This is a genomic window from Streptomyces sp. NPDC001315, assembly GCF_042896175.1.
Taxonomy (GTDB): Bacteria; Actinomycetota; Actinomycetes; order Streptomycetales; family Streptomycetaceae; genus Streptomyces.
In genome coordinates this window covers 788639-815170 of the sequence record NZ_JBIAWZ010000001.1, presented here as the reverse complement: position 1 = coordinate 815170, position 26532 = coordinate 788639, and the positions used below count along the sequence as shown (strand labels likewise).

Below are 26532 nucleotides of genomic sequence, written 5' to 3'. Positions count from 1 at the left end.
CATGCCGGGTGACAGCGCCGCGTCGGCGCCCGGGCGGAACGGGGCCCGAGCCGGGCGGCCTGTCGGCCGGAAGACGGCGGGCTCCCGCTGGGGACGCCTGTGGGAGGCCGGGCTGTTTCAGGGCGGGGTCCAGGGCAGCCCGGTCCTCCGCCTTTTCATGCGCTGGGTGCGCCGGCCGCTGCTGCCCGTCATGCGGCTGTGGCGGCGCAACATCCAGCTCAAGGTCGTCGTCACGACGCTGCTGATGTCGCTGGGTGTCGTCCTGCTGCTGGGCTTCGTCGTCATCGGGCAGGTGCGCAACGGCCTGCTGGACGCCAAGGTGAAGGCGTCGCAGGGCCAGGCCACGGGCGGGTTCGCGGTGGCCAAGCAGAAGGCGGACGAAGCCGCGGCCGGCACCGACGGCGAAGCCTCGACGGTGGACGGCCGACCGTCCCAGAACCTCATCGAATGGATGAGCAACCTTGTGTCGTCGCTCTCCAGCGGTGGTCAGGGCGCCTTCGACGTGGTGACCCTGCCCGCGGGCGAGGACAGCGCCGGCGGGCGCGGGCCGCGTGCGTCCGGCGGCGTCGACCCGACGACGAGCGTGCCCGAGAACCTGCGCGCACGTATTGACAGCAGTACGGCGGCCGCCCAGAGCTATACCCGCATCATTTACAAGGACGACGGCAAGGAGTCGCAGCCGGCCCTGGTCATCGGCAAGCAGGTCAACGACCCGAACGGCGCCCCGTACCAGCTGTACTACCTCTTCCCGCTCACGCAGGAGGAGAAGTCCCTGAGCCTGGTCAAGGGCACCCTCGCGACCGCGGGCCTCTTCGTTGTCGTACTCCTCGGGGCCATCGCATGGCTCGTGGTGCGGCAGGTCGTCACGCCCGTGCGGATGGCCGCCGGGATTGCCGAACGGCTGTCCGCGGGGCGCCTGCAGGAACGTATGAAGGTCACCGGCGAGGACGACATCGCGCGGCTCGGCGAGGCCTTCAACAAGATGGCGCAGAACCTGCAGTTGAAGATCCAGCAGTTGGAGGACCTGTCGCGGATGCAGCGGCGGTTCGTGTCCGACGTGTCGCACGAGCTGCGTACGCCGCTGACGACCGTGCGGATGGCCGCCGACGTCATCCACGACGCGCGCGTGGACTTCGACCCGGTGACCGCGCGGTCGGCCGAGCTGCTCGCCGATCAGCTGGACCGGTTCGAGACGCTGCTCGCGGACCTGCTGGAGATCAGCCGCTTCGACGCGGGCGCGGCGGCGCTGGAGGCCGAGGCGATAGACCTCAGGGAGGTCGTGCGGCGGGTGGTCAGCGGTGCCGAACCACTGGCCGAGCGCAAGGGAACGACGATACGGGTCGTCGGCGACCAGCAGCCGGTCGTCGCCGAGGCGGATGCCCGGCGGGTGGAGCGGGTGCTGCGCAACCTCGTCGTCAACGCCGTGGAGCACGGCGAGGGCAACGACGTCGTCGTCAAGCTCGCCGCGGCGGGCGGAGCGGTCGCGGTCGCGGTGCGTGACTACGGCGTCGGGCTCAAGCCTGGCGAGGCGACCCGCGTCTTCAGCCGCTTCTGGCGGGCGGATCCGGCACGCGCGCGTACCACCGGGGGTACGGGTCTGGGGCTGTCCATCGCTCTGGAGGACGCGCGGCTGCACGGCGGCTGGCTGCAGGCGTGGGGTGAGCCGGGCGGCGGCTCGCAGTTCCGGCTGACGCTGCCGCGCACCGCGGACGAGCCGCTACGGGGCTCGCCGATACCGCTGGAGCCCAAGGACTCGCGGCGTAATCGTGGACTTGATGAGGCCGGTCTGCCGCGTGGGGGCGGCGAGAAGGCCGCCACCGTGCCGGTGCAGCAGACCGGTGACCAGGTGTCTTCGTCGCGGGCCGCTCTGGTACCGCGGTCGGCCACCGTGACCCCCACGGCCGACCCGACGGCGCTGCCCGGCAACGGCGCGCGCGTGGTGCCACGGCCGGGTCCGCCCGGTCCGGACGGGCGACGACAGGGCGACACGCCCGCCGTGGAGGCGGGGGTCGCCTCCCGCCGGGACACCCGGCCTGAGGACGCGGACAAGCAAGGGGAGGCATTTCGTGGGCGCTGACCGCGAGGGGGGCGCCCGGCGCAGGCCAGGGCGCGCGGTGGCCTACGCCGCCGGCGGGGTCGTACTGCTGGCGGGGTGTGCGTCGATGCCGGACAGCGGGGACCTGCGTGGTGTCGATTCCACGCCGCGCCAGGACACGCAGGTGCGGGTGTTCGCGATGCCGCCGCGGGAGGACGCGCAGCCCTCGGAGATCGTTCAGGGCTTTCTGGAGGCGCTGACCAGCGACGATCCAAGTTATGCGACAGCGCGCCAGTACCTGACGGGTGAGGCCAGGCAGACGTGGAAGCCGGACGTGTCGACCACGGTGCTCACGGACGGGCCGGGGACCGAGCCCAACCCTTCGGGGAGTCGGGTGGACGGCGTCGACTTCTCGTTCACACTGACCGGCACCCGGGTCGCCAGCGTGGACGCACAGCAGGCCTACACGCCCGACTCCGGGAGCTACCGCCAGCCGGTGCACCTCACCCGGAACCAGAAGACCGGGCAGTGGCGCATCGACGGGCTGCCGCAGGGCGTCGTCATGGGCAAGTCGGACTTCCAGCGCAACTACATGTCCGTCAACAAGTACTACTTCGCCTCGAACAGTGCCGTCTCGGCGAACAGACAGGCGGTGGCCGTCGCCGATCCCGTCTACGTGCGTGAGCGTGTGGATCCGACGACGGAGATGGTGCGCTCACTCCTCAACGGGCCCACCAGCTGGCTGCGGCCGGTCGTCAGATCGAGCTTCCCCACCGGTACGGCGCTGACGAAGGGCGTCACCTCGCTGACGCCCGACGACCAGAACAAGCTGACTGTGCCGTTGAACGACAAGGCCGCCCAGGTCGGGCAGGCTCAGTGCAACGAGATGGCGGCCCAGCTCCTGTTCACACTGCAGAACCTCACCCCGGCCGTGGACGAGGTCGAACTGCGGGCGGGGAGCACCCGACTGTGCTCCCTCCGCGAGGGAGCGGCCAGAACCGTCGCCTCTCGGGGCTCGGTGAAGCACCCCGAGTACCTCTACTTCGTCGACGGCAAGCACCAGCTGGTGCGGATCTCGGGTGCCAGCAGCGACACGAAGGCCGATCCGGTGCCGGGGGCGCTCGGAGAGGGCACCAAGGAGCTGCGGGCGGCGGCCGTGTCACGGGACGAGCACATGGCGGCCGGCGTGAGCTATGACGGTAAGACGCTGTACGTCGGGTCACTGGTCTCGGGCAGTTCGCTCGGGGAGCCCGTGCTGCGCAGCCAGGGCGCGAAGGAGGCCGACCGGCTGACGACGCCCAGCTGGGACGCGCGGGGTGACCTGTGGGTGGCCGACCGCAACCCGGCCGACCCACGGCTGCTCCTGCTGGAGCAGGGCGCGGGCCAGCCGCTGGAGGTGCGCACTCCGGGCCTGGACGGGCGTATCAGGGACGTGCGGGTGGCCGCCGACGGGGTGCGCATCGCGCTCGTGGTGGAGAAGGACGGCAAGGGGTCATTGTTCATCGGGCGGATCGAGCGGGACGAGAAGGGCGGCGAGCGGCCGGTGATCTCGGTCCTCGAACTGCGTTCCGCGACCCCCGAGTTGGAAGAGGTCACGACCATGGCGTGGGCCGGTGACAGTCGGCTCGTGGTGGTCGGGCAGGAGAAGGGGGGCGTGCAGCAGATGCGGTACGCCCAGGTCGACGGCTCCGTGCCGGAGGCGCCGGCGCCACCTGCCGCCCTGACCGGCGTGTCGGAGATCGCCGCGTCCGAGGACGAACGGCTGCCGCTGGTGGCGTACTCGGAGGACGGGATCGTCCGGCTGCCCGCCGGGGCGCAGTGGCAGAAGGTCGTCAAGGACGGGTCGGCGCCGGTTTATCCAGGGTGAGCAGGCGGGTCTGCTCCGGTTTTCGGGGTGAGGGCGTCGTTCGGCTCAGCTTTTCGCGGTGAGGGCGTCGTTCAGCTCTGGTTTCCGAGGGTGAGCGGACGCGGCTCCGGATTCTTTCGGGGCGAAAGATCGAGGCGGACGGCCGTTTCGGTTCGGGGTATTGCCCGGGCGGAGGCGGCCATCCGCTATTGCGGGCTGTCGGCGCTCGTGCGGTGACCGCGGAGTGTGGGCTATTGCCCGGAGTTTTCCACAGGCCGTTTTCCACAGGGTGGGGGTTTTCCACAGGCCTGGTCGAGTCGGGCGGGTTTTGGCACAGTGGTGGGTATGCGGGGGTGGTGGCAGGACCTCACCGATCTGGTGCTGCCGGCCGAGTGCGGAGGCTGCGGAAGGCCTCGCACGGTGCTCTGCGCGGAGTGCCGTGCCGCCCTGAGCGGGGCCGCACCGAGCCGGGTGCGACCGGTTCCGGAACCGCCCGGGCTGCCGCTCGTGCACGCGGCGGCCCGGTATGCGGACGAGGCGCGGGCGGTGCTGCTGGCCCATAAGGAGAGAGGTGCGCTGGCGCTCACGGGGCCGATCGGCACCGCTCTGGCGGGAGCCGTGCGGTCCGGGCTGAGAGAGGCCGGGACGCGGCTTCACGGGGCCGTTGCGGACATGGGAGGCGGATGGGAAGCGAATGGGGCCGATCGAGAGGTGCTCCTTGTCCCTGTGCCGTCCGGGCGGCGTGCGGTGCGGGCGCGGGGACACGATCCGGCACGGCGGATCGCGCTCGCGGCGGCCGGTGAGCTGCGGCGGACCGGGACACCGGCCCGTGTGCTCGCCGTGCTGCGGCAGCGGCGGGCCGTGGCCGACCAGGCGGGACTCAACTCCCGGCAGCGGCTCGACAATCTCGCGGGCGCGCTGGCCGTGGTGTCCGGTGCCGGGCGGCTGCTCGGCGGCGGACCGGTCGTTCTCGTCGACGACCTGATGACGACGGGCGCCTCACTCGCCGAGGCGGCGCGGGCCGTTCGGGCGGCCACCGCGCAGGCCGCAGCCCGCGGGAGGCCACCGGCAGCGGTCGTACGCGGGGTCAGGGGGGCAACGCCCGTGTATTCGCGGGCAAGTCGGGAAGGCAGAGAGGAGCGGACAGGCAGGGCAGCCGAAGGGAGGCCGGACCTGGGCAGGACCGAGCAGGGAACGGCGCATGCGAACGGGGTCCACGGGCTGATCTGCGCGGCCGTGGTCGCGGCGCCGCCGGATTCTTTCGAATTAAACCGGAACTGACTGCGAACTTGCATCGTTGCAGGTATTGAGAGGGTCAATTCACCTGAACGGAGGTACGCCGCGGTAGAGGGTGACGACATCCGTCCGGGCGAGATATGTTCGGTTGTGAGGGAAAGCCGCAGGCCACCCCTCGCATATCCGAATGCCGCGCTGGTGTTTTGTGCAATCAACCGCAGCGTCGGGGGTGTAGACCTTGCCCATGGGGGAGGAGGAGGTGGAAGTCACGGAGTCCGAGGTTCCGGAGTTCACCGGAGCCTGGTGCAAAAGGGAGATGCTCCGCCGCTGATGCGGGGCGATCCGGGAACGGAGTTCTGCGTGGACATCGTCGTCAAGGGCCGCAAGACCGAGGTGCCCGAGCGGTTCCGCAAGCACGTGGCCGAGAAGCTGAACCTGGAGAAGATCCAGAAGCTCGATGGCAAGGTGATCAGCCTCGACGTCGAGGTGTCCAAGGAGCCCAACCCCCGACAGGCGGACCGCTGCGACCGAGTGGAGATCACGCTCCGCTCCCGCGGGCCGGTGATCCGGGCGGAGGCAGCGGCCAGCGATCCGTACGCGGCGCTCGACCTGGCAGCGGAGAAGCTGGACGCCCGGCTGCGCAAGCAGCACGACAAGCGATACACGCGCCGTGGTGCCCGCAGGCTCACGGCAGCAGAGGTCCCCGACCACGTTCCGGGAGTGGCGACACTCAACGGCAATGGCCTCCCCGTCTCGGCGGACGAGTCGGAGGGCGTGCCCACGAAGAAGGTCGGCTCGCTGGAAGTGCAGGGCGAAGGCCCCCTGGTGGTCCGCGAGAAGACCCACGTCGCTGCCCCCATGACGCTCGACCAGGCTCTCTACGAGATGGAACTGGTCGGACACGACTTCTATCTGTTCGTCGACTCCGAGACCAAGGAACCGAGTGTCGTCTACCGGCGGCACGCCTATGACTACGGTGTGATCCACCTCAGCACGGACACGATGGTCACCCAGGCGCACTCCCCCGACGCGGGTGGCGCACTCGGTGGCTGACACCTTCACGGATGACAGCTGAGGCGGTGCCCCTGGAGCGCGCGTGCGCCCCCAGGGGCACCGGTGTGCGCCCGCTTAGCGCACCGCTCTGTCACCGCGTTGTGGTCCGGGCATGAAATCATGGGCGCAACGGCTCAACCGGTGGGCCGTTGCCTTGGGTTGGTGACGGCACAGGACCACAGGCCAGAGCCTTCAGGGGGAGGAACGATGGCGGACAGCTTCGGACCGATGCGTGACGGGGATGCCGACGGCGGCGTCGTCGGCATGGGCCCGGACGCAGGCGCTCCACGCAAGGAACCGATCAGGGTCCTTGTCGTGGACGACCATGCCCTGTTCCGCCGTGGCCTGGAGATCGTGCTCGCGGCCGAGGAGGACATCCAGGTCGTAGGGGAGGCGGGCGACGGGGCCGAGGCCGTCGACAAGGCCGCCGACCTGCTGCCGGACATCATCCTGATGGACGTACGGATGCCGAAGCGCGGCGGTATCGAGGCGTGCACCTCCATCAAGGAGGTGGCGCCCAGCGCCAAGATCATCATGTTGACGATCAGTGACGAGGAAGCCGATCTCTACGAGGCGATCAAGGCCGGCGCGACCGGGTACCTCCTGAAGGAGATCTCCACGGACGAGGTGGCCACCGCCATTCGCGCGGTGGCCGACGGGCAGTCGCAGATCAGCCCCTCCATGGCGTCGAAGCTGCTCACCGAGTTCAAGTCGATGATCCAGCGGACCGACGAGCGCCGACTGGTGCCCGCGCCGCGGTTGACGGACCGCGAGCTGGAAGTGCTCAAGCTCGTCGCCACCGGGATGAACAACCGTGACATCGCCAAGGAATTGTTCATCTCCGAGAACACCGTGAAGAACCACGTGCGCAACATCCTGGAGAAGCTGCAGCTGCACTCCAGGATGGAGGCGGTCGTGTACGCGATGCGGGAGAAGATCCTCGAGATCCGGTAACCGCCGGACAGGGGGACAGGTTCTAGGCGAGGGCGCGGGCGAGCTCCTTGGCGAGGGGTTCGCGCAGGTGAGCCGCGTCCACGCGTTCCACGCGTACGTCCGTGCAGCCCACCCAGCCAGCCGCCTCCAGCAGGGCCTGGGCCACTGACGGGACCGCCTTCGCGTCCTCCAGGGAGACCTGCTTGGCGACGAGCGTACGGCCCTCGCGGGCCGGATCCACGCGGCCGACGAGCCGGCCGCCGGCGAGGACCGGCATCGCGAAGTAGCCGTACACCCGCTTGGGCTTGGGAACGTAGGCCTCCAGGCGGTGGGTGAAGCCGAAGATCCGCTCCGTGCGCGCCCGCTCCCAGATCAGCGAGTCGAACGGGGACAGGAGCGTGGTGCGGTGGCGGCCACGCGGGGCGCTCTCCAGCGCCGCCGGGTCGGCCCACGCGGGCTTGCCCCAGCCCTCCACGGTGACCGGGACCAGACCCGAGTCCGCGATCACCGCGTCGAACTGCTCGCCCTTGAGACGGTGGTAGTCGGCGATGTCCGCGCGCGTGCCGACGCCGAGGGACCGGGCGGCCAGGCGGACGAGGCGGCGTATGCACTCGGTGTCGTCCAGTTCGTCGTGCAGCAGCGCGTCCGGGATCGCGCGCTCGGCCAGGTCGTACACACGCTTCCATCCGCGGCGCTCGACGCAGACCACCTCGCCGTACATCAGCGCGCGTTCGACGGCGACCTTTGTGCCGGACCAGTCCCACCACTCGCTGGTCTTCTTCGCGCCGCCCAACTCCGTCGCCGTGAGGGGGCCTTCGGCGCGGAGCTGCTTGATGACCTGGTCGTAGACGCCGTCGGGCAGCTCGTGGTTCCAGTGGGGGCGGTTGCGGTAGGCGCGGCGGCGGAAGGCGAAGTGGGGCCACTCCTCGATGGGGAGGATGCAGGCGGCGTGCGACCAGTACTCGAACGCGTGCGTGTCCGTCCAATAGGCGTCATCCACCGTCTTGCGGCCCACGGCGCCGAGGCGGGCGTACGGAACGAGTTCGTGGGAGCGGGCGAGGACCGAGATGGTGTCGAGCTGGACGGCGCCGAGGTGGCGGAGGACACCGCGGACACCGGCGCGGCGGTCGGGGGCGCCGAGGAAGCCCTGAGCGCGGAGCGCGATGCGGCGGGCGTCGTCCGCCGAGAGGTGGGTGGGGCGCGGGGTCGTCATGGTTCCGCACGATAGGGGGTGGGACTGACAACGGGGGGTGAGCCGCGGGTTCGGTGGGAACGCAGGGCGCGCGACCGCCCGCGGCTATGCCGGATGTACGGGCGCGGGCAGATACGGGGCCGTCGACGGCAACCCCACGTCCGACGGCAGCAGGGAGCCCACCCAGCAGTCCCGTCGTACGCCCTTGTTGTTGATCGCGGAACGGAGTGTGCCCTCGATGGTGAAGCCGGTGTTCTCCGCTACCGCGCGGGAGGCGTGGTTGCCGACCTCGGCGCGCCATTCGACGCGGTCGACGCCGAGGCGGGTGAAGGCCCAGCGGGCGGCGGCCAGAGCGGCCTCGGTGGTGTAGCCGTTGCCGCGGTGCTGCTTCGTGGCCCAGAAACCGATCTCCGCCATGCCCAGGGAGCGCATCGTGAGGGCGAGCATGCCCACCAGCTCCCCTTCGGGGAGGAAGACACCGAACGTGAACATCGAGGCGTCGGCCCAGCCGTCCGGGACCAGCTGCTCCGTGAAGCCCTGGGCATGCTCGGGGAGATAGGGCGAGGGGATCGTGGTCCAGCGCTGGATGTCGGGGTCCTGCGCGGCGGCGTACACGGCGTCGGTGTCGTCCGGGCCGACGGTGCGCAGGACCAGGCGGCCGGTGGTGAGCGTGACGGGTTCCATCGGGCGATTCTGCTCGCCTTCGCGTGGCGGGCGCCATCTCCTTACGGCGTGTGAGCAGGTGATCACATTTCGCGCGATTGGGCGGCGGGACGCGGCACCATCCGAGGACCCCGGCCGTTGTCCTTATTGAAGACGGCGGTCGTCGTAGCGGCAGACCTCCCGGCGTGGTGGGGTCCTCGCATACGATGGCCGTTGCTCAGTAAGTCAAATGGAAACCGACCGTCCCAGGCCCGACCGGCAAGGAGACCAACCCCCGTGTCCGTCCTCTCGAAGATCATGCGTGCAGGCGAAGGCAAGATCCTGCGCAAGCTGCACCGCATCGCGGACCAGGTCAACTCCATCGAAGAGGATTTTGTCGACCTCTCCGACGCCGAGCTGCGGGCCCTCACCGATGAGTACAAGCAGCGCTACGCCGACGGTGAGAGCCTGGACGACCTGCTGCCCGAGGCCTTCGCCACCGTGCGGGAGGCCGCCAAGCGCGTCCTCGGCCAGCGGCACTACGACGTCCAGATGATGGGCGGTGCCGCCCTCCACCTCGGCTATGTCGCCGAGATGAAGACCGGCGAGGGCAAGACCCTGGTCGGCACGCTGCCGGCCTATCTGAACGCCCTCTCCGGAAACGGCGTCCACCTCATCACGGTCAACGACTACCTGGCCGAGCGCGACTCCGAGATGATGGGCCGCGTCCACAAGTTCCTCGGCCTGGAAGTCGGCTGCATCCTCGCCAACATGACGCCGGCCCAGCGCCGCGAGCAGTACGCGTGCGACATCACGTACGGCACGAACAACGAGTTCGGCTTCGACTATCTCCGCGACAACATGGCGTGGTCGCAGGACGAACTCGTCCAGCGCGGTCACAACTTCGCGATCGTCGACGAGGTCGACTCCATCCTCGTCGACGAGGCCCGTACGCCGCTGATCATCTCCGGTCCGGCCGACCAGGCCACCAAGTGGTACGGCGACTTCGCCAAGCTGGTCACGCGCCTGAAGAAGGGCGAGGTGGGCAACCCGCTGAAGGGCGTCGAGGAGACCGGGGACTACGACGTCGACGAGAAGAAGCGCACCGTCGCCATCCACGAGTCCGGCGTCGCCAAGGTCGAGGACTGGCTGGGCATCGACAACCTCTACGAGTCGGTGAACACCCCGCTCGTGGGCTACCTGAACAACGCCATCAAGGCCAAGGAACTCTTCAAGAAGGACAAGGACTACGTCGTCATCGACGGCGAAGTCATGATCGTCGACGAGCACACCGGCCGTATCCTCGCCGGCCGCCGCTACAACGAGGGCATGCACCAGGCGATCGAGGCGAAGGAAGGGGTGCCGATCAAGGACGAGAACCAGACGCTCGCCACGATCACCCTGCAGAACTTCTTCCGCCTCTACAAGCGCCACAGCCAGGACGGCAAGGAACTGCCCGGTCTCTCCGGCATGACCGGTACGGCGATGACCGAGGCCGCCGAGTTCCACCAGATCTACAAGCTCGGCGTCGTCCCGATCCCGACCAACCGGCCGATGGTCCGCAAGGACCAGTCCGACCTGATCTACCGCACCGAGGTCGCGAAGTTCGAGGCGGTCGTCGACGACATCGCCGAGAAGCACGAGAAGGGCCAGCCGATCCTGGTGGGCACCACCTCGGTCGAGAAGTCCGAGTACCTCTCGCAGCAGCTCAGCAAGCGCGGCATCCAGCACGAGGTGCTGAACGCCAAGCAGCACGACCGCGAGGCGACGATCGTCGCCCAGGCCGGCCGCAAGGGCGCCGTCACGGTCGCCACGAACATGGCCGGCCGTGGCACCGACATCAAGCTCGGCGGCAACCCCGAGGACCTCGCCGAGGCGGAGCTGCGCCAGCGCGGCCTCGACCCCGAGGAGCACATCGAGGAGTGGGCCGCGGCCCTGCCCGCCGCCCTGGAGCGGGCCGAGCAGGCGGTCAAGGCCGAGAAGAACGAGGTCGAGGAGCTCGGCGGACTGTACGTGCTGGGCACCGAGCGGCATGAGTCGCGTCGTATCGACAACCAGCTGCGCGGTCGTTCCGGCCGTCAGGGTGACCCCGGCGAGTCCCGCTTCTACCTCTCCCTCGGCGACGACCTGATGCGGCTGTTCAAGGCCCAGATGGTCGAGCGCGTGATGTCGATGGCCAACGTGCCCGACGACGTGCCGATCGAGAACAAGATGGTCACGCGGGCGATCGCGTCCGCCCAGTCGCAGGTCGAGCAGCAGAACTTCGAGACCCGTAAGAACGTCCTGAAGTACGACGAGGTCCTCAACCGGCAGCGTGAGGTCATCTACGGCGAGCGGCGCCGCGTCCTGGAGGGCGAGGACCTGCAGGAGCAGGTGCAGCACTTCATGAACGACACCATCGATGCCTACATCGAGGCGGAGACCGCGGAAGGCTTCCCGGAGGACTGGGACCTCGACCGGCTGTGGGGCGCGTTCAAGCAGCTCTACCCGGTGAAGGTCACCATCGAGGAGCTGGAGGAGGCGGCCGGCGACCGTGCCGGCCTGACCGCCGAGTTCATCTCCGAGTCCATCAAGGACGACATCCGCGAGCAGTACGAGGCGCGTGAGACGCAGCTCGGCTCCGAGATCATGCGTGAGCTGGAGCGCCGGGTCGTGCTGTCGGTCCTCGACCGCAAGTGGCGCGAGCACCTCTACGAGATGGACTATCTCCAGGAGGGCATCGGCCTGCGCGCGATGGCGCAGAAGGACCCGCTGGTCGAGTACCAGCGCGAGGGCTTCGACATGTTCACCGCGATGATGGAGGGCATCAAGGAGGAGTCCGTCGGCTACCTGTTCAACCTGGAGGTCCAGGTCGAGCAGCAGGTCGAGGAGGTCCCGGTCGCGGACGCCCAGCCGTCGCTGGAGAAGGAGCCCCAGGACGTGGTGCCGGCGCAGGCGGGCGCACGTCCCGAGATCCGCGCCAAGGGCCTGGAGGCCCCGCAGCGCCGGGACCGGCTGCACTTCTCCGCGCCCACCGTGGACGGCGAGGGTGGCATCGTCGAGGGCGATTTCGCCGAAGACGAGGAGCCGGTGCGCTCGGAGGCCGACGGCCTCACGCGCGCGGAGCGCCGCAAGCAGGGGCGTGCCGGGCGTCGTCGCAAGAAGTGACGGGCGCTCCGCGAGGAGCGAGCACTGAGCACAGCGAGCACTGAGCACTGGGTCGTGAAGGGCCGGGCATCCTCCAGGGTGTCCGGCCCTTCGGCTCGGGTGGACCGAGCCGGTGGTCAGTCGTCGTCCGCGTCGGGCCTGCGTGGACCGCCCAGGTCCACCGCCGTGCAGCGCCAGCGCCGGTCGGAGCCGAGTTCCAGGCGGAAGGCCATGGCGCGCAGGCGGTCGCCGGCGCCGATGCGGGCGAAGGCCTCGATGGCGCCGGGGCGGGGTTCGTAGTAGCCGATGTCGCGGACGACGGGGCGGGTGCCGTGGGTGGTGCGCAGGGGGCCGCGTTCGGCCAGCCAGGCCAGTTCGTCGTACGCGCGGCCGACGGTGTGCCGCAGCATGCAGTGCACCGGTCGCAGGCCGCTGAGCACCGCGAGGAGGCGTTCGGCGAAGACGTCCGTGGGACGAGGCTGAGGGACCGGCCCACGGGGCGTCCGGGTGGGCACTACGGGGGCGGTGGCCACGGCGGGAGCGGTGCGTGGACGGGGGCCGGTGGCGGAAGTCGGGGGCGTGCGGGAGGGGTCTGTTCCTGGGGCGGTGCGGGTGGGGGTGCCGCCGGGGCGGCGGGTGTCCTGGCGGACTGGCGGGCGGCTGCCGGTGTGCCGGCGGGTCCTGGTCATCACCTTGTTCATGTGCGTCCCCGTTCCATGGGTCCATGGTTTCCACGGCCCGGTCGGTCTGTCCGAGCCGGGTGATACCGACGAGTAACTTTCGGTGAGGATCTTGTACGGGGCGGCGGGCGGCAGCGGCAAGGAAGCGGGCGCCCGGAGCGAAGGGCGGGAAGGTTCACCTATCCGGGTGATCGAGGGGGCGTGCGGCCCGTGCCTGCGGGGGCGCAGAGGGTGAGTTCCGGGGTGCGGGGTGGACGCGTCCAGGGGCACGGGCTGAGACCCGAAAGGGGACTCCCACCCGTATCCTGAAGGCCCTCCGGGAGGTGCGGCACCCGCCCTCCCGGGGTCGTCCGAACCCCCACCACGAAAGCGGCCAGCCATGCGCGTCTACGTCCCCCTGACCCTCTCCGGTCTCGCCGAGGCGTACAAGACGGGTGAGCTGGCGGCGGGACCGCTCGTCGCGTACGCCGTCACGCCCGGCCTGCGCGAGTGGTACCTCTCCGACGACATCGAGGAACTGGAGTACGCGGCGTTGAGCCGGGCCGCGCTCGCCTCGCTGCGGCTGCTCGCGGCGGACCCGGGGACGGCGCGGCGGCGGGTCGTGGTCGCCGTCGACGTACCCGACGGTGCGGCGGTCGCCGACCCCGACCGGAGCCTCGACCCGGCGGCGCTCGGCGAGGTACGGGTCGCCGGGGCCGTGGCGCTGGCCAAGGTGGCTTCCGTGCACGTCGACTCGGGGGACGCGGAAGCGGACGTGACGGCCGCGGCGGAGGCGCTTTCGGCGGCGGACGGCGGGGACGACGACGCACAGTTCGTCGTGGACGGGGCCGAGGATCACGAGCTGCTGTGGTACGCGACGCAGGAGATCCCGAATCTGGTGGGGCTGGGGAGCTGAGGCAGCCTGCCGCTCCGCTGCTCTTCGACGTGCTGTTCTCCTGATGTCAGTGGCGCCGGGTAGCTTTTGTCGCATGGGGAAGTACGGAGCTGCGCACATTGTCTGGGACTGGAACGGGACGCTGTTCCACGACAATGAGGCGATCATCGGGGCGACGAACGCGGCGTTCGCCGAGCTCGGTCTTGAACCGATCACGCTGGAGCGGTACCGGGCGCTGTACTGCGTGCCGGTGCCGAAGTTCTACGAGCGGCTGATCGGGCGGCTGCCGACCGATGCCGAGTGGGAGGTCATGGACGAGACCTTCCACCGGTACTACACCGAGCACCGGTCGGCCTGCGGGCTCACCGTGGGGGCGGCCGAACTGCTCGCCGGGTGGCGGTCGGCGGGGCGGAGCCAGTCGATCCTGAGCATGTACGTGCACGACGAGCTCGTCCCGCTGGTGCGGGGGTTCGGGATCGAGTCGCACTTCATCCGAGTCGACGGGCGGACCGGGCCCTCCGGGGGCAGCAAGGCCGAGCTCATGGTGCGTCACCTCGGGGCGCTCGCCGGGCTTGCCGGGGTGGATCCCGCTCGTACGGTGGTGATCGGGGACGCGGCCGACGACGCGGTGGCCGCGCGGCAGGCGGGGGCGCGGGCTGTCCTGTACACCGGGGGTTCGCACAGTCGGGCCAGCCTGGAAGAGGTGGGGGTGCCCGTGGTGGACACGTTGGAGGAGGCGGTGGAGGAGGCGCAGCGGGTGGCTGCGTGAGGAGGCCGCCGCTGCGTGAGGGTGGCGCGGTGCCTTGGGGGCGCCGCGCCGGGTCGGGCTGGGGGTGCGGCTGGAGCGCGTGGGCGCGTGGGCGCGTGGGTCAGGTGGCCGGTGCCTTTGCGCGCAGCACCTTCAGGAACTCACGCATCCAGGCGGAGTGGTCCGGCCAGGCGCGGGAGGAGACCAGGGTGCCGTCGACCACGGCCTCGGTGTCCTGGAAGGTGGCGCCGGCGGCCTGCATGTCGAGTTCCAGCGCCGGGTACGCCGTGACGCGGCGGCCGCGGAGGCCGTCGATCGCCGCGGTGAGCAGGGGGCCGTGGCAGATCTGGGCGACCGGCTTGTCCGTATCGAAGAACGACTTGAGGATCTTGCGGAGTTCGGGGTCGTTGCGGAGGTACTCGGGGGCGCGGCCGCCAGGGATGACGACTGCGGCGTACTGGCCGGGGTCGACCTCGGAGAAGGCGAGATCGGCAGGCCAGGTGTAGCCGGGTTTCTCGGTGTAGGTGTCGAAGCCGGGTTCGAAGTCGTGGACGACGAACTGGAGCTTCTTGCGGGTGGGGGCCGCGATGTGAACTTCGTAGCCTTCTTCGAGGAGGCGCTGGTAAGGGTAGAGGACCTCCAGGGACTCGGCTGCGTCGCCGGTGAGGATGAGAATTTTCGCTGGCATGTCGGAGGGCTCCCCTCGGGCGGGCTTGGGCCGTCATGGGCAACGTGCCGCTTGGAGGCGGGATTGCCAAGAGTCGCGGTCGCTTTCAGGGTGCGCGCAGCTGGGGTCGGCGTCGACTTTTCTCACCCCCGCCGCTCCTGCCCGTCCCATCCCAGGGGCTTCGCCACCCCCGTTCGGTCTGAACGGCCTCGTCCTCAAACGCCGGACGGGCTGAACAGAGCCCCCCGGCACGACACTCACGCACGACCCCTCTCCTCCCGCCCCTGTGCAGACTGTCAAAGTTCCACCCCCTGTTTTGTACACATACGGCTCATGACGGGCCCCCCGTAGGGAGCGATAGCCTTGGTGGCGTGATCAGCGCGATAGCTCGCGGGGGCGTTGTTGCCCCTGCCCTGCGCCCGGGGTGCACGGACTACATCCGTGGCCGGGCGGCGGACGCTGGTCTTCGCGGGCGGGACGGGGCTTCGAGGGCTCCCAGGACGCCGTACACCCCACGGAACCAGGCGCGGCAGAGAGCAGCGTCACACCCCGCGGGCGTGTGGAACATGGCTGATAAACCCCCGCTCATCTCACCTTGCGGCATAGCGTCGGAGCAGACCGGAGACCCCGCGTCGTGGCGTTACGCCGTAAGGCAAGGGACCGTACTTCCTTCTACGTCACGCAACGGCGCGCGACAGGAGTCAGAGGACAATGCAGACCAAGCTGGACGAAGCCAAGGCCGAGCTGCTCGAGAGGGCCGCCCGGGTCGCTGAGAACAGCCCGGTCGGGGGGCACCTACCGACTGGGACGACGAGCGAGGGGGCCCCGGACAGGGACTCCGTGCTCGCGTTCCTCCAGCGCTACTACCTGCACACCGCCCCGGAGGACCTCAGCGGCCGTGACCCGGTCGATGTCTTCGGAGCCGCCGTCTCCCACTACCGGCTGGCGGAAAACCGGCCGCAGGGCACCGCCAACGTCCGGGTGCACACCCCGACCGTCGAGGAGAACGGCTGGACCTGCAGCCACTCCGTCGTCGAGGTCGTCACCGACGACATGCCCTTCCTCGTGGATTCGGTGACCAACGAGCTGACTCGGCAGGGGCGTGGGATTCACGTCGTCATTCACCCCCAGGTCGTCGTCCGGCGTGATGTCACCGGCAAGCTCGTCGAGATGCTCACCGACCCGCCCGCGGGTGAGCTGCCGCACGACGCGCACATCGAGTCCTGGATCCACGTCGAGATCGACCGCGAGACCGACCGCGCCGACCTGAAGCAGATCACCGCCGATCTGCTGCGGGTGCTCTCCGATGTCCGCGAGGCCGTCGAGGACTGGGAGAAGATGCGGGACACGGCCGTCCGTGTCGCCGACGGGCTGCAGAGCGAGCCGGTGCCCGGTGATCTGGCCCGGCCCGAGGTCGAGGAGGCCCGCGAGCTGCTGCGCTGGCTGGCCGCCGACCACTTCACCTTCCTCGGCTACCGCGAGTACGAGCTGCGCGGGGACGACTCCCTCGCCGCCGTCCCGGGGACGGGCCTCGGCATCCTGCGTTCCGACCCGCACCACTCCGGTGACGAGAGCCACCCCGTGAGCCCCTCCTTCGAGCGGCTCCCCGCCGACGCCCGAGCCAAGGCCCGCGAGCACAAGCTCCTCGTCCTGACCAAGGCCAACAGCCGGTCCACCGTGCACCGGCCGTCGTACCTCGACTACGTGGGTGTGAAGAAGTTCGACGCGGACGGCAATGTCGTCGGCGAGCGACGCTTCCTGGGGCTGTTCTCCTCCGCCGCCTACACCGAGTCCGTGCGGCGTGTGCCGGTCATCCGGCGCAAGGTCGAGGAGGTCCTCCGCCGCGCCGGCTTCTCGCCCGACAGCCACGACGGCCGCGACCTGCTCCAGATCCTGGAGACGTACCCGCGCGACGAGCTCTTCCAGACCCCGGCCGGTGAACTCCAGGCCATCGTCACGTCCGTGCTGTACCTGCAGGAACGCAGGCGGCTGCGGCTGTACCTGCGCCAGGACGAGTACGGGCGCTACTACTCCGCCCTCGTCTACCTGCCCCGCGACCGCTACACCACCGGTGTCCGGCTGCGGATCATCGACATCCTGAAGGAGGAGCTCGGCGGCATCAGCGTCGACTTCACCGCCTGGAACACCGAGTCGATCCTGTCCCGGCTGCACTTCGTCGTGCGCGTCCCGCAGGGCACCGAGCTGCCGCAGCTCAATGACGCCGACAAGGAGCGCATCGAGGCACGGCTGGTGGAGGCCGCGCGGTCCTGGGCCGACAGCTTCGCCGAGGCGCTGAACGCCGAGTGCGGCGAGGAGCGGGCCGCCGAGCTGCTGCGCCGCTACAACAACGCCTTCCCCGAGGGTTACAAGGCCGACCACCCCGCGCGCGCCGCGGTCTCCGACCTCGGCCACCTCGAATCCCTCAGCGAGGAGACGGGCAACTTCTCGTTCAGCCTGTACGAGCCGGTGGGCGCCGCCCCCGACGAGCGCCGCTTCAAGATCTACCGCAAGGGCGCGGCCATCTCCCTCTCCGCGGTGCTGCCGGTCCTCAACCGGCTCGGCGTCGAGGTGATCGACGAGCGGCCGTACGAACTGCGCTGCTCGGACCGTTCGAGCGCCTGGATCTACGACTTCGGCCTGCGCATTCCGAAGTCGATGGGCGGCGGCAACGGCGACTATCTCGGTGACGGCGGCCGTGAGCGCTTCCAGGGGGCGTTCGAGGCCACCTGGACCGGCAAGGCGGAGAACGACGGCTTCAATTCCCTCGTGCTGAGCGCCGGGCTGGACTGGCGGCAGGCGATGGTGCTGCGGGCGTACGCCAAGTACCTGCGCCAGGCGGGCTCCACCTTCAGCCAGGACTACATGGAGGACACCCTCCGCAACAACGTCCACACGACCCGACTCCTCGTCTCCCTCTTCGAGGCGCGGATGTCGCCCGAGCGTCAGCGCGCCGGCCTCGAGATCGTCGACGCCCTCCTCGAGGAGCTGGAAGCCGCCCTCGACCAGGTGGCGTCCCTCGACGAGGACCGGATCCTGCGGTCCTTCCTCACCGTCATCAAGGCGACCCTGCGTACGAACTTCTTCCAGGAGGCCGCGGCCGGCAAGCCGCACGACTACGTCTCCATGAAGTTCGACCCGCAGGCGATCCCCGACCTGCCGGCGCCGCGCCCGGCGTTCGAGATCTGGGTGTACTCGCCGCGGGTGGAAGGCGTGCACCTGCGCTTCGGCAAGGTCGCGCGTGGTGGGCTGCGCTGGTCCGACCGGCGTGAGGACTTCCGGACCGAGATCCTCGGCCTGGTCAAGGCGCAGATGGTCAAGAACACCGTCATCGTGCCCGTCGGCGCCAAGGGCGGCTTCGTCGCCAAGCAGCTGCCGGACCCGGCCGTCGACCGGGACGCGTGGCTGGCCGAGGGCATCGCCAGCTACCAGACCTTCATCTCGGCGCTGCTGGACATCACCGACAACATGGTGGCCGGTGAGGTCGTTCCCCCGGCGGACGTCGTGCGGCACGACGAGGACGACACCTACCTGGTGGTCGCGGCCGACAAGGGCACGGCGACGTTCTCGGACATCGCCAACGAGGTCGCCCAGTCGTACAACTTCTGGCTCGGGGACGCCTTCGCCTCCGGCGGTTCGGCAGGCTACGACCACAAGGCCATGGGCATCACCGCCCGCGGCGCCTGGGAGTCCGTGAAGCGGCACTTCCGGGAGCTGGGCGTGAACACCCAGGTCGAGGACTTCACGGTCGTCGGCATCGGTGACATGTCCGGTGACGTGTTCGGCAACGGCATGCTGCTGAGCGAGCACATCCGGCTGGTCGCCGCCTTCGACCACCGGCACATCTTCATCGACCCGAACCCGGACGCGGCCACCTCCTACGCCGAGCGCCGCCGCCTGTTCGAGCTGCCGCGCAGCTCGTGGGCCGACTACGACAGCGAGCTCATCTCCGCGGGCGGCGGTGTCTTCCCGCGCACGGCGAAGGCCATCCCGGTCAACAGCCACATCCGCGAGGCCCTCGGCATCGAGGCCAAGGTCGTCAAGATGACCCCCGCCGACCTGATGAAGGCCATCCTCCAGGCCCCGGTGGACCTGCTGTGGAACGGCGGCATCGGTACGTACGTCAAGGCGTCCACCGAGACCCACTCGGACGTCGGCGACAAGGGCAACGACGCCATCCGCGTCGACGGCCGCGACCTGCGCGTCAAGGTCGTCGGCGAGGGCGGCAACCTGGGCCTGACCCAGCTGGGCCGGATCGAGTTCGCGCGGCAGGGCGGCCGGATCAACACCGACGCCATCGACAACAGCGCCGGCGTCGACACCTCCGACCACGAGGTGAACATCAAGATCCTGCTCAACGGCCTGGTCGCGGACGGCGACATGACCGTCAAGCAGCGCAACAAGCTGCTCGCCGACATGACCGACGAGGTCGGCAGCCTGGTCCTGCGCAACAACTACGCGCAGAACACGGCGATCGCCAACGCCCTCGCCCAGTCCAAGGACATGCTCCACGCGCAGCAGCGCTTCATCCGCCACCTGGTGCGCGAGGGCCACCTCGACCGGGCGCTGGAGTTCCTGCCCACGGACCGTCAGATCCGCGAGCGTCTCGGCTCCGGCCAGGGCCTGACCAGCCCCGAAACGGCCGTCCTGCTGGCGTACACGAAGATCACGGTCGCCGAGGAGCTGCTGCACACCTCGCTGCCCGACGACCCGTACCTGCGCAGCCTGCTGCACGCGTACTTCCCGACGGCGCTGCGCGAGCAGTTCCCCGAGCGCGTCGACAACCACCCGCTGCGCCGTGAGATCACCACGACCGTGCTGGTCAACGACACGGTCAACACGGGCGGTACGACCTACCTGCACCGTCTGCGCGAGGAGACCGGCGCCTCGCTGGAGGAGATCGTGCGCGCGCAGACCGTGGCCCGCGCGATCTTCCGCTCGGCGCCCGTGTGGGACGCGGTCGAGGCACTGGACAGCAAGGTCGAGGCCGACGTCCAGACCCGGATCCGGCTGCACTCGCGCCGCCTGGTCGAGCGCGGCACGCGCTGGCTGCTCAACAACCGGCCGCAGCCGCTCCAGCTCGCCGAGGCCGTCGACTTCTTCGCCGAGCGGGTCGAGCAGGTCTGGCAGCAGCTGCCGAAGATGCTGCGCGGCGCGGACGTGGAGTGGTACCAGCACATCTACGACGAGCTGACAGGCGCGGGCGTCCCGGACGAGCTGGCCACACGCGTGGCCGGGTTCTCCTCCGCGTTCCCGACGCTCGACGTGGTCTCGGTGGCCGACCGCATGGGCAAGGAGCCGCTGGACGTCGCCGAGGTCTACTACGACCTCGCCGACCGTCTGCACATCACCCAGCTCATGGACCGCATCATCGAGCTGCCCCGCGCCGACCGCTGGCAGTCCATGGCCCGCGCCTCGATCCGCGAGGACCTGTACGCGGCCCACGCGGCCCTGACCGCGGACGTCCTCGCCGCCGGCAACGGCACCTCGACCCCCGAGCAGCGCTTCAAGGCGTGGGAGGAGAAGAACGCGGCGATCCTCGGCCGGGCGCGCACGACGCTGGAGGAGATCCAGAGCTCCGACACGTTCGACCTCGCCAACCTGTCGGTGGCGATGCGGACGATGCGCACGCTGCTGCGGACGCATTCGTAGGGAGTAGGAGTACGCACGCCGACGGGCGTGCGCAGTACGTCGACGGTGGCGCCCCGGGCCGGCCTGGCTCGGGGCGCCACCGTTTCTTCGCCACCGTGCGGAGAATTCACCTTTCTCCCACTGATCCGGTTTCCTGCCAATCCCGCCAATCCCGCCAATCCGGCTAATCCGTCCAATGGGGATGATTCGGATAAAGTGGCGCGCGTGACGGTGAATCAGGATGCGCGGCGCGCCTTCTAGGGCGGCGGCGGCCGCTCCGCCGGCGGCCGCCGCGCTCGTGCTCGTCCTCATGGTCCTGGTGATCGTCCGCCTCCCGTGGGCGGGTGATCTCGGCATGCACGCGGCGACCGTCGAACGCCTGCGCCACAACCTTCTCGACCCGGGCAACCCGCTGGTCGACGCGGACACGCCGAGCCCGTACTACTCGCCGTGGATGCTGCTGCTGGGGTGCGTCGCGCGGGTGACGGGACTGTCGGTCTTCGTCGTCCTGCGCATCGGAGCGGTCGTCGGACTCGCGCTGCTCGTGACCGGGGTCCGGCGGTACGTGCGGACCCTGAGCGGGCATTCCGCGGCACCGGCGCTCGTGCTGCTGTGCCTGCTGTTTCTGTGGGGCACGGCGTTGTTCGAATGGAGCGGGTTCCTGGGCCTCAACTCCCTCGCGCTGACGGTGTCGTATCCGAGTGTGTTCGCGCTGGGGCTCGCCTTTCACTTCTGGGCCTGGCTGGCGCGGGCGGTCGGCGTGTCCGGGAACCCCGGGGGCGGGTGGGGGGACTGGCTCGGGCTCGGGGTGCTGTGGGCGGTGATCCTGCTCGTCCATCAGTTCTCGGGCGTCGTCGCCTCGCTGGGCGCGCTCGCCACGGTGCTTGCCGCACGCCCCGCGCGGGTGGTCTGGGCGCGGCTGGCGGCGGGGCTCGTGCTGGGGGTGGTGGTGCTGTGGCTGTGGCCGTACTACGACTTCTTCGCACTGTTCGGGGCCGGTGCGGATCTGGAGTCGGTGCACCGGGCGCTGTACCGGGACCCGGTCGGGCGGTTCGGGCTGGTGCTGGTGGGGGTGGTGGCTCTGGGGCTGCGCCGGCGGCGGGACCGATGGGATCCGCTGGTGCTTTTCTTCGGGCTGGGGGTCGTGGTGTGCGCGGGGGGCTGGCTGAGCGGGCACTACTCGTGGGGGCGTGCGCTGCCCGCCGTACTGATTCCGGCGCAGGTCGCCGCCGCCCTGGAGGTGGTCGAGGCCGGGCGGCGCGGTGTGCGGGCGGCGTGGGCGTGTGTGCTCGGCGCGGCGCTGCTGGTGGGGGCGTGGACGCAGGCCGGGACGCTGGGGTACGTGGCGGGGCGGGGGTGGCTGCCGGAGGTGGTCGCGGCGAAGTACCGGACGCCTTGGGTGGGGTACCGGTGGATCACGCCGTGGGTGAAGTACGGGGATGTGGTGCTGGCGCGGACCTCCGCGGCGCGGCAGATCCCGGCGTACGGGCCGTACACCGTGGCTCCCGGGTATCCCGACTTCTTCCTCTCGGACGAGGCGCGGCGGGTGGCCGCGGTGCGGAGCTACTTCGCGGCAGGGACGGCGGAGGGGGTACGGCGGGACATCGTGAGGTCGTACGGGGTGCGATGGGTGGTGGCCCGGGGGGCTGTGCGAGGGGCCGGCGGGCTGCGCGAGGTGGCTCGGGGGCCGGGCGGGCAGGTGCTGTACGTCGTCGTGCCGTGAGGGGACTTCGGGCTGAATCGTGCCGGCTCGGCGCTGATCCGTTCCGTCACCTCAGCGCGCTTCTCACCAGCCGCGCCGCTCTCCTCACCTTCGGCCGTGCCACCCTGCGTGCCAGCGGTCGTACGACCCGTGCCGTCACGCCCACCGGGCGCCACCGCACCTGCAGGCGCCCCGGGCCGCGGCCCTCCGGTTCCACTGTGACCTGGTGGAAGGACGTGCCGGAGCGGTAGGCGATGCGGGCCGTGACGGTGGGGAAGGTGAGGGGGGCCAGGAGAAGGGCGGTGTGCGGCATGCCCTGCTGTTCGATGCGGAGCACCGGGTGGCGGACACCGGCGAAGCCCCGGACGGGCAGGGGGGCCGTCGCGAGGTCGAGACGGACGTGGCCCTCGAAGACGCCGGGGCGGACCGGGAGCAGACGGAAGGGAACCGTGAGACGTCGGCCCGGCGCGAGGAGGAGGCAGGCGCGGTGGGGGCCGACGGCCAGGCGCAGGCCCGGGTCGTACGTGCGTATGGCCAGGTCGAGCGAGGCGCCCGGGCCCGGGGTCAGCTCCGTGATCTCATGGCGGAACTGCGCGCTCGGGAACGGCCGCGTGTCCAGTTCCAGGTCGCAGACGTCCAGTTCGCGGCGCGCATCCGGGGACTGCGGGACCGTGTCGCCCCAGTACGTCCTGCCCTGCGCGTCCGCCGTCACCGTCCTCGGGGACACGCCGTGGCCCAGGCCTCGGGCCGCCAGCCGGGCCTCCGCCGGGCGGCCCTCGCGGATCAGCTGGAGAACCACGCGCTCCGCGCGCGGGAGGCGGGCGTACGCACCCGGTGCCAGCGTCGCCAGGTAGGGGTTCACGATCTCCGCGAACGACGCCAGCCACTCCTCGTCCCGGTAGGGCAGGTCGCCGGCGTACATGCGGAAGTCGTGCTTGAGGAACTTGTAGTCCTTGTCCTCGCGCAGCGACTCGTGCCCGCTCTCGGCCAGGAAGGCGTCGATCAGCCGCTGCACATGGACGCGGTCGGCGACGTTGCTGAGCTTGTGCCGCTGGTTGGAGATCGACCGCGACTCCGAGTCGGCGAACGGCTCGATGTACCAGCGGTAGACCGGCTCCGGGATGACGGTGAACTCCTTGGCGAGGCAGTACGCCTTGGCCGTGAACAGCTGGTCCTCGTAGTGGATGCCCTCGGGGAAGCGCAGGCCGTGGCGGTCGAGGAAGGCGCGCGCGTACATCTTGCTCGTCGACAGGTGCTCGAACAGCAGGCGCGGGTCGGCCTCGATGCCCTCCACCGTGCGCCGCTCGGCGACCAGGTGCGGCATCCAGGCCGAGCGGCGCCCGGTGTCCGTGCGCACCCGCTGCACCGCGCCCATCACGAAGTCGACCTCGCGCTCACGGTGCGCCGCGAGCAGCAACTCCACCGCGTCGGCGGGGAGTTCGTCGTCGCTGTCCAGGAACATCAGATACGGCGCGCGAGCGATCTCCAGCGCGCGGTTGCGCGGGGCGCTGCAACCGCCGCTGTTCTCCGGCAGCCGCAGATACAGGATGCGCGGGTCCTCGGTCGCCAGCCGCCGGGCCACTTCCGGTGTGTCGTCGGTGGAGTGGTCGTCGCTGATGATGATCTCGATGTCGGCGTGCGTCTGCCGGCGCAGTGAGGCGACGGCGCGGGGGAGGCGTTCGGCGTCGTTGTAGACGATCACCGTGACGGTGACGTCGGGGGTCGCCTCGGGCAGCGTGGTCATCGGGCGCTCGCCTCCTCCGGGGTCGGGGCCGGGGTCCGTTCGTCGACGGGGATCACCGGTGGCAGGGACTTCTCGTGCTCGCCGAGAAAGACGCGGCGTACGACCCGTTCGGCGGCGCGTCCGTCGTCGTACTCGCAGAAGCGGCGCCGGAAGGCGGCCCGCGCCTTCGCCGCGCCCTCGTCGCGCCAGGCGCCCGACGCGAAGATCTCGGTCAGTTCCTCCTGGGTGCGGGCCACCTGGCCCGGCGCCTCGGCCATCAGGTCGAAGTAGACGCCCCGGGTCGTCGCGTACGTCTCCCAGTCGTCGGCGTAGATCACGATCGGGCGGTCGAGGTTGGCGTAGTCGAACATGATGGAGGAGTAGTCCGTGACCAGCGCGTCGGCGGCCAGCGCGAGTTCCTCGACCGGGTCGTAGGAGGAGACGTCGATGATCCGGCCCGCGCGGCGCAGGCCCGTCAGGGGGGTCGTCGAGCCGTCGTAGAAGTAGTGGCCGCGGACGAGGAGGACGGTGTCCTCGCCGAGGTGGTCGGCGAGGGCGGCGAGGTCCAGGCGAGGGGTCCAGCCGGCCTCGTAGTCACGGTGGGTGGGGGCGTAGAGGACGGCCCGCCGGCCGGGGGCGATGCCCAGGCGTTCGCGGACGGCGAGAATGTCCGCCGCCGTGGCGGAGTAGTAGACGTCGTTGCGCGGATAGCCGTGGTCCAGGGAGACGAAGCGGGACGGGTACGCGCGTTCCCACATGCGGGTGGAGTGGCTGTTGGCGGAGACGCTGTAGTCCCACTTGTCGATGCGGGCGAGCAGGGCGGCGAAGTCCATGCCCTTGGCGGCGGCCGGGAAGCGCATCTGGTCCAGGCCCATGCGCTTGAGGGGGGTGCCGTGGTGGGTCTGGAGGTGGACCGCGTCCGGGCGTTTGACCACCGCGTTGGCGAAGTTGACGTTGTTGACCAGGTACTTGGCGGTCGCCAGGACCTCCCAGTAGCGGCGGGTGCCGGGGACGACGTGGTCCGTGCCGGGCGGGAGGAGCGCCGCGTACTTCGCCGAGACCACCCACACCGGGCGGATGTGCGGGGCGAGTTCGGCGAGCTTGGCGGCGATCGCGGCCGGGTTGCAGGTGACCCCGCGGTTCCAGTAGGCGGAGAAGACGGCCAGGTCGGGGTCGACCGGGCGGCCGAGCGCCCTGCGGTACTGGTGGTCGCGGAGCTTCGCGCCGAGCTTGCGCCTGCGGGTCCGGACGGCAGATCTGGCCGCGCGGCGAGCGCGGTTGGCGGCCTGGAACGCGCGGTACTTGGCGTAGGCGCCCTCTTCGAGGAGGGAATGGCGTACGCCTTCGAGGCCGGCCGGGCGGTGGTGGTGCTCCGGGCGCCAGCGGACCGCCGCGAGCGACGCCCGGCGGAAGAACTCCCGGGCCACCGCGTCCGGCATCGCCGAGCGGGCGAACGTGCGCAGGCAGTCCTGGACCATCACGTCGTAGAGGACGGCGTGGGGGCCGGGGCGGTCCCGCGTGGTGCGGGCGAGGAGCGTCTCGTAGCGGTCGATCAGGGCGTAACGGTCGTCCGGGGTGACCGGCGGGAGACTTTCGGGGCGCAACTCGCGGTGCTCGTAAGCGATCTGGGGGAGGCAGGCGACGTGGTCGGCGTGCAGGAGGCAGGCATACGCGGCGAACGGCTCGTCGTCCGTGGTGAGGTCCTCCTCGTGCGTCCGCCAGAAGACGGCGCGGATCGCGCGGTTGCCGAGGAGGGGGGCGAGGCGCAGAAGGTGCGGGGCGTCGTTCAGGGCGAGGGCGGTCCGGCCCGCGCGGGCCAGCAGGCGGCCGTCCCCGGAGGGCCTTTGGGGCGTCTGCCAGGTGGAGCGGACGTGGTCGAAGAGCAGGACGTCCACCGTGTCCGGCAACTCCGCCAGCTCAGCGGCGCGCTCGGCGACCGTGCGCGCCGCGCCTGTGGGCAGCCCGTCCCCGGCGTGTACGAAGTGCAGCCAGCGGCCGGACGCCCGTGCGGCCCCCGCGGCCCTTGCCTCGGCGTCCCCCGTGCCGTCCGGCAGAGGCAGCACCGTCAGCTCGGGTGCGTACCCCTGGGCGGTCTCGCGGGCCCAGTCGCCGACCGCGGCGACGATCACCTCGACGTCCGGGAGGGGATGGGCGGCCAGGCCGTCGAGGAGGGCGGTCAAGTGCCCCTGGGTGTTCGGGCCATGGACGATGACGCTGAGCTCGGGCATCGCGGTGGACTCCTTCGCATGGTGACGTCTCGTCGTCGTCCGCCTTGTCGTCGGCCGGGCGCCCCCTTCTGGTTCATAGTGGCATCAATCGGATGAATGGCCTGGGTGTGATTGGGCCGATCGTGTGAGGTGCGCCGGTGCCCGCCGGGGGTCGCTCCGGGTCGGATCAGGGGGCTGGATCGGAGGGCTGGTTCACGGGCCCGGATGGGGAGGGTGTTG

16 protein-coding genes are annotated in these 26532 nt (G+C 70.4%); 10 read left to right on the top strand and 6 right to left on the bottom strand.

The features are described from left to right. The first annotated feature begins 1 nt into the window (after window position 1). From mtrB to ACFY16_RS03490, 5 genes are all read left to right on the top strand, one after another. On the top strand, window positions 2-2077 hold the full coding sequence (mtrB, locus tag ACFY16_RS03510) for an MtrAB system histidine kinase MtrB (protein WP_390645394.1): 2076 nt from the start codon (window positions 2-4) through the stop codon (window positions 2075-2077). Then, on the top strand, window positions 2067-3902 hold the full coding sequence (locus tag ACFY16_RS03505) for an LpqB family beta-propeller domain-containing protein (RefSeq protein WP_390645393.1): 1836 nt from the start codon (window positions 2067-2069) through the stop codon (window positions 3900-3902). The genes mtrB and ACFY16_RS03505 overlap by 11 nt, the downstream gene beginning before the upstream one ends. 324 nt (window positions 3903-4226) lie before the next feature. Beyond that, on the top strand, window positions 4227-5162 hold the full coding sequence (locus ACFY16_RS03500; protein WP_390645392.1) for a ComF family protein: 936 nt from the start codon (window positions 4227-4229) through the stop codon (window positions 5160-5162). Between the two features lie 315 nt (window positions 5163-5477). Next, the gene (gene hpf, locus ACFY16_RS03495; protein ID WP_390645391.1) at window positions 5478-6170 is read left to right on the top strand and encodes a ribosome hibernation-promoting factor, HPF/YfiA family; all 693 of its coding nucleotides are present in this window, start codon (window positions 5478-5480) and stop codon (window positions 6168-6170) included. Window positions 6171-6377: 207 nt separating this feature from the next. After that, window positions 6378-7124, top strand: coding sequence for a response regulator (locus tag ACFY16_RS03490; protein WP_390645390.1), 747 nt, complete (start codon window positions 6378-6380; stop codon window positions 7122-7124). A gap of 22 nt (window positions 7125-7146) precedes the next feature. Here the strand turns inward: ACFY16_RS03490 and ACFY16_RS03485 are convergent, their stop codons facing one another. After that, window positions 7147-8316, bottom strand: coding sequence for a winged helix-turn-helix domain-containing protein (locus ACFY16_RS03485; protein WP_390645389.1), 1170 nt, complete (start codon window positions 8314-8316; stop codon window positions 7147-7149). Window positions 8317-8400: 84 nt separating this feature from the next. Then, window positions 8401-8979, bottom strand: coding sequence for a GNAT family N-acetyltransferase (locus ACFY16_RS03480; protein ID WP_390645388.1), 579 nt, complete (start codon window positions 8977-8979; stop codon window positions 8401-8403). A 255-nt stretch (window positions 8980-9234) separates the two neighbouring features. On the opposite strand from ACFY16_RS03480, the gene secA reads away from it, so the two are divergent. Beyond that, window positions 9235-12084 (top strand): preprotein translocase subunit SecA, encoded by a 2850-nt coding sequence (secA, locus tag ACFY16_RS03475; protein WP_390645387.1) that lies wholly within the window; start codon window positions 9235-9237, stop codon window positions 12082-12084. Window positions 12085-12200: 116 nt separating this feature from the next. On the opposite strand, the gene ACFY16_RS03470 is transcribed toward secA, so the two are convergent. Continuing rightward, window positions 12201-12764 carry an Rv3235 family protein gene (locus tag ACFY16_RS03470; RefSeq protein ID WP_390645386.1) on the bottom strand — a complete coding sequence of 188 codons (564 nt, stop codon included), beginning with the start codon at window positions 12762-12764 and terminating at the stop codon, window positions 12201-12203. Window positions 12765-13122: 358 nt separating this feature from the next. Between ACFY16_RS03470 and ACFY16_RS03465 the strand changes: the two genes are divergently transcribed. Continuing rightward, on the top strand, window positions 13123-13638 hold the full coding sequence (locus tag ACFY16_RS03465) for a DUF6912 family protein (protein WP_390645385.1): 516 nt from the start codon (window positions 13123-13125) through the stop codon (window positions 13636-13638). A 73-nt stretch (window positions 13639-13711) separates the two neighbouring features. Next, on the top strand, window positions 13712-14386 hold the full coding sequence (locus ACFY16_RS03460; RefSeq protein ID WP_390645384.1) for an HAD family hydrolase: 675 nt from the start codon (window positions 13712-13714) through the stop codon (window positions 14384-14386). A 100-nt stretch (window positions 14387-14486) separates the two neighbouring features. Here the strand turns inward: ACFY16_RS03460 and ACFY16_RS03455 are convergent, their stop codons facing one another. Next, window positions 14487-15053, bottom strand: a complete 567-nt coding sequence (locus ACFY16_RS03455; RefSeq protein WP_390645383.1) for a DJ-1/PfpI family protein — start codon at window positions 15051-15053, stop codon at window positions 14487-14489. Between the two features lie 690 nt (window positions 15054-15743). Here ACFY16_RS03455 and ACFY16_RS03450 point away from each other — a divergent pair. Together ACFY16_RS03450 and ACFY16_RS03445 are read left to right on the top strand one after the other, a co-directional pair. Then, window positions 15744-20681 carry an NAD-glutamate dehydrogenase gene (locus ACFY16_RS03450; RefSeq protein ID WP_390645382.1) on the top strand — a complete coding sequence of 1646 codons (4938 nt, stop codon included), beginning with the start codon at window positions 15744-15746 and terminating at the stop codon, window positions 20679-20681. Between the two features lie 220 nt (window positions 20682-20901). Beyond that, window positions 20902-22383 carry a hypothetical protein gene (locus tag ACFY16_RS03445; protein ID WP_390645381.1) on the top strand — a complete coding sequence of 494 codons (1482 nt, stop codon included), beginning with the start codon at window positions 20902-20904 and terminating at the stop codon, window positions 22381-22383. 46 nt (window positions 22384-22429) lie between these two features. On the opposite strand, the gene ACFY16_RS03440 is transcribed toward ACFY16_RS03445, so the two are convergent. Beyond that, on the bottom strand, window positions 22430-24106 hold the full coding sequence (locus ACFY16_RS03440) for a glycosyltransferase family 2 protein (RefSeq protein ID WP_390645380.1): 1677 nt from the start codon (window positions 24104-24106) through the stop codon (window positions 22430-22432). Beyond that, entirely contained in the window at window positions 24103-26313 is a 2211-nt protein-coding gene (locus ACFY16_RS03435) for a CDP-glycerol glycerophosphotransferase family protein (protein ID WP_390645379.1), read from the bottom strand. The genes ACFY16_RS03440 and ACFY16_RS03435 overlap by 4 nt, the downstream gene beginning before the upstream one ends. Between the last annotated feature and the right edge of the window lie 219 nt (window positions 26314-26532).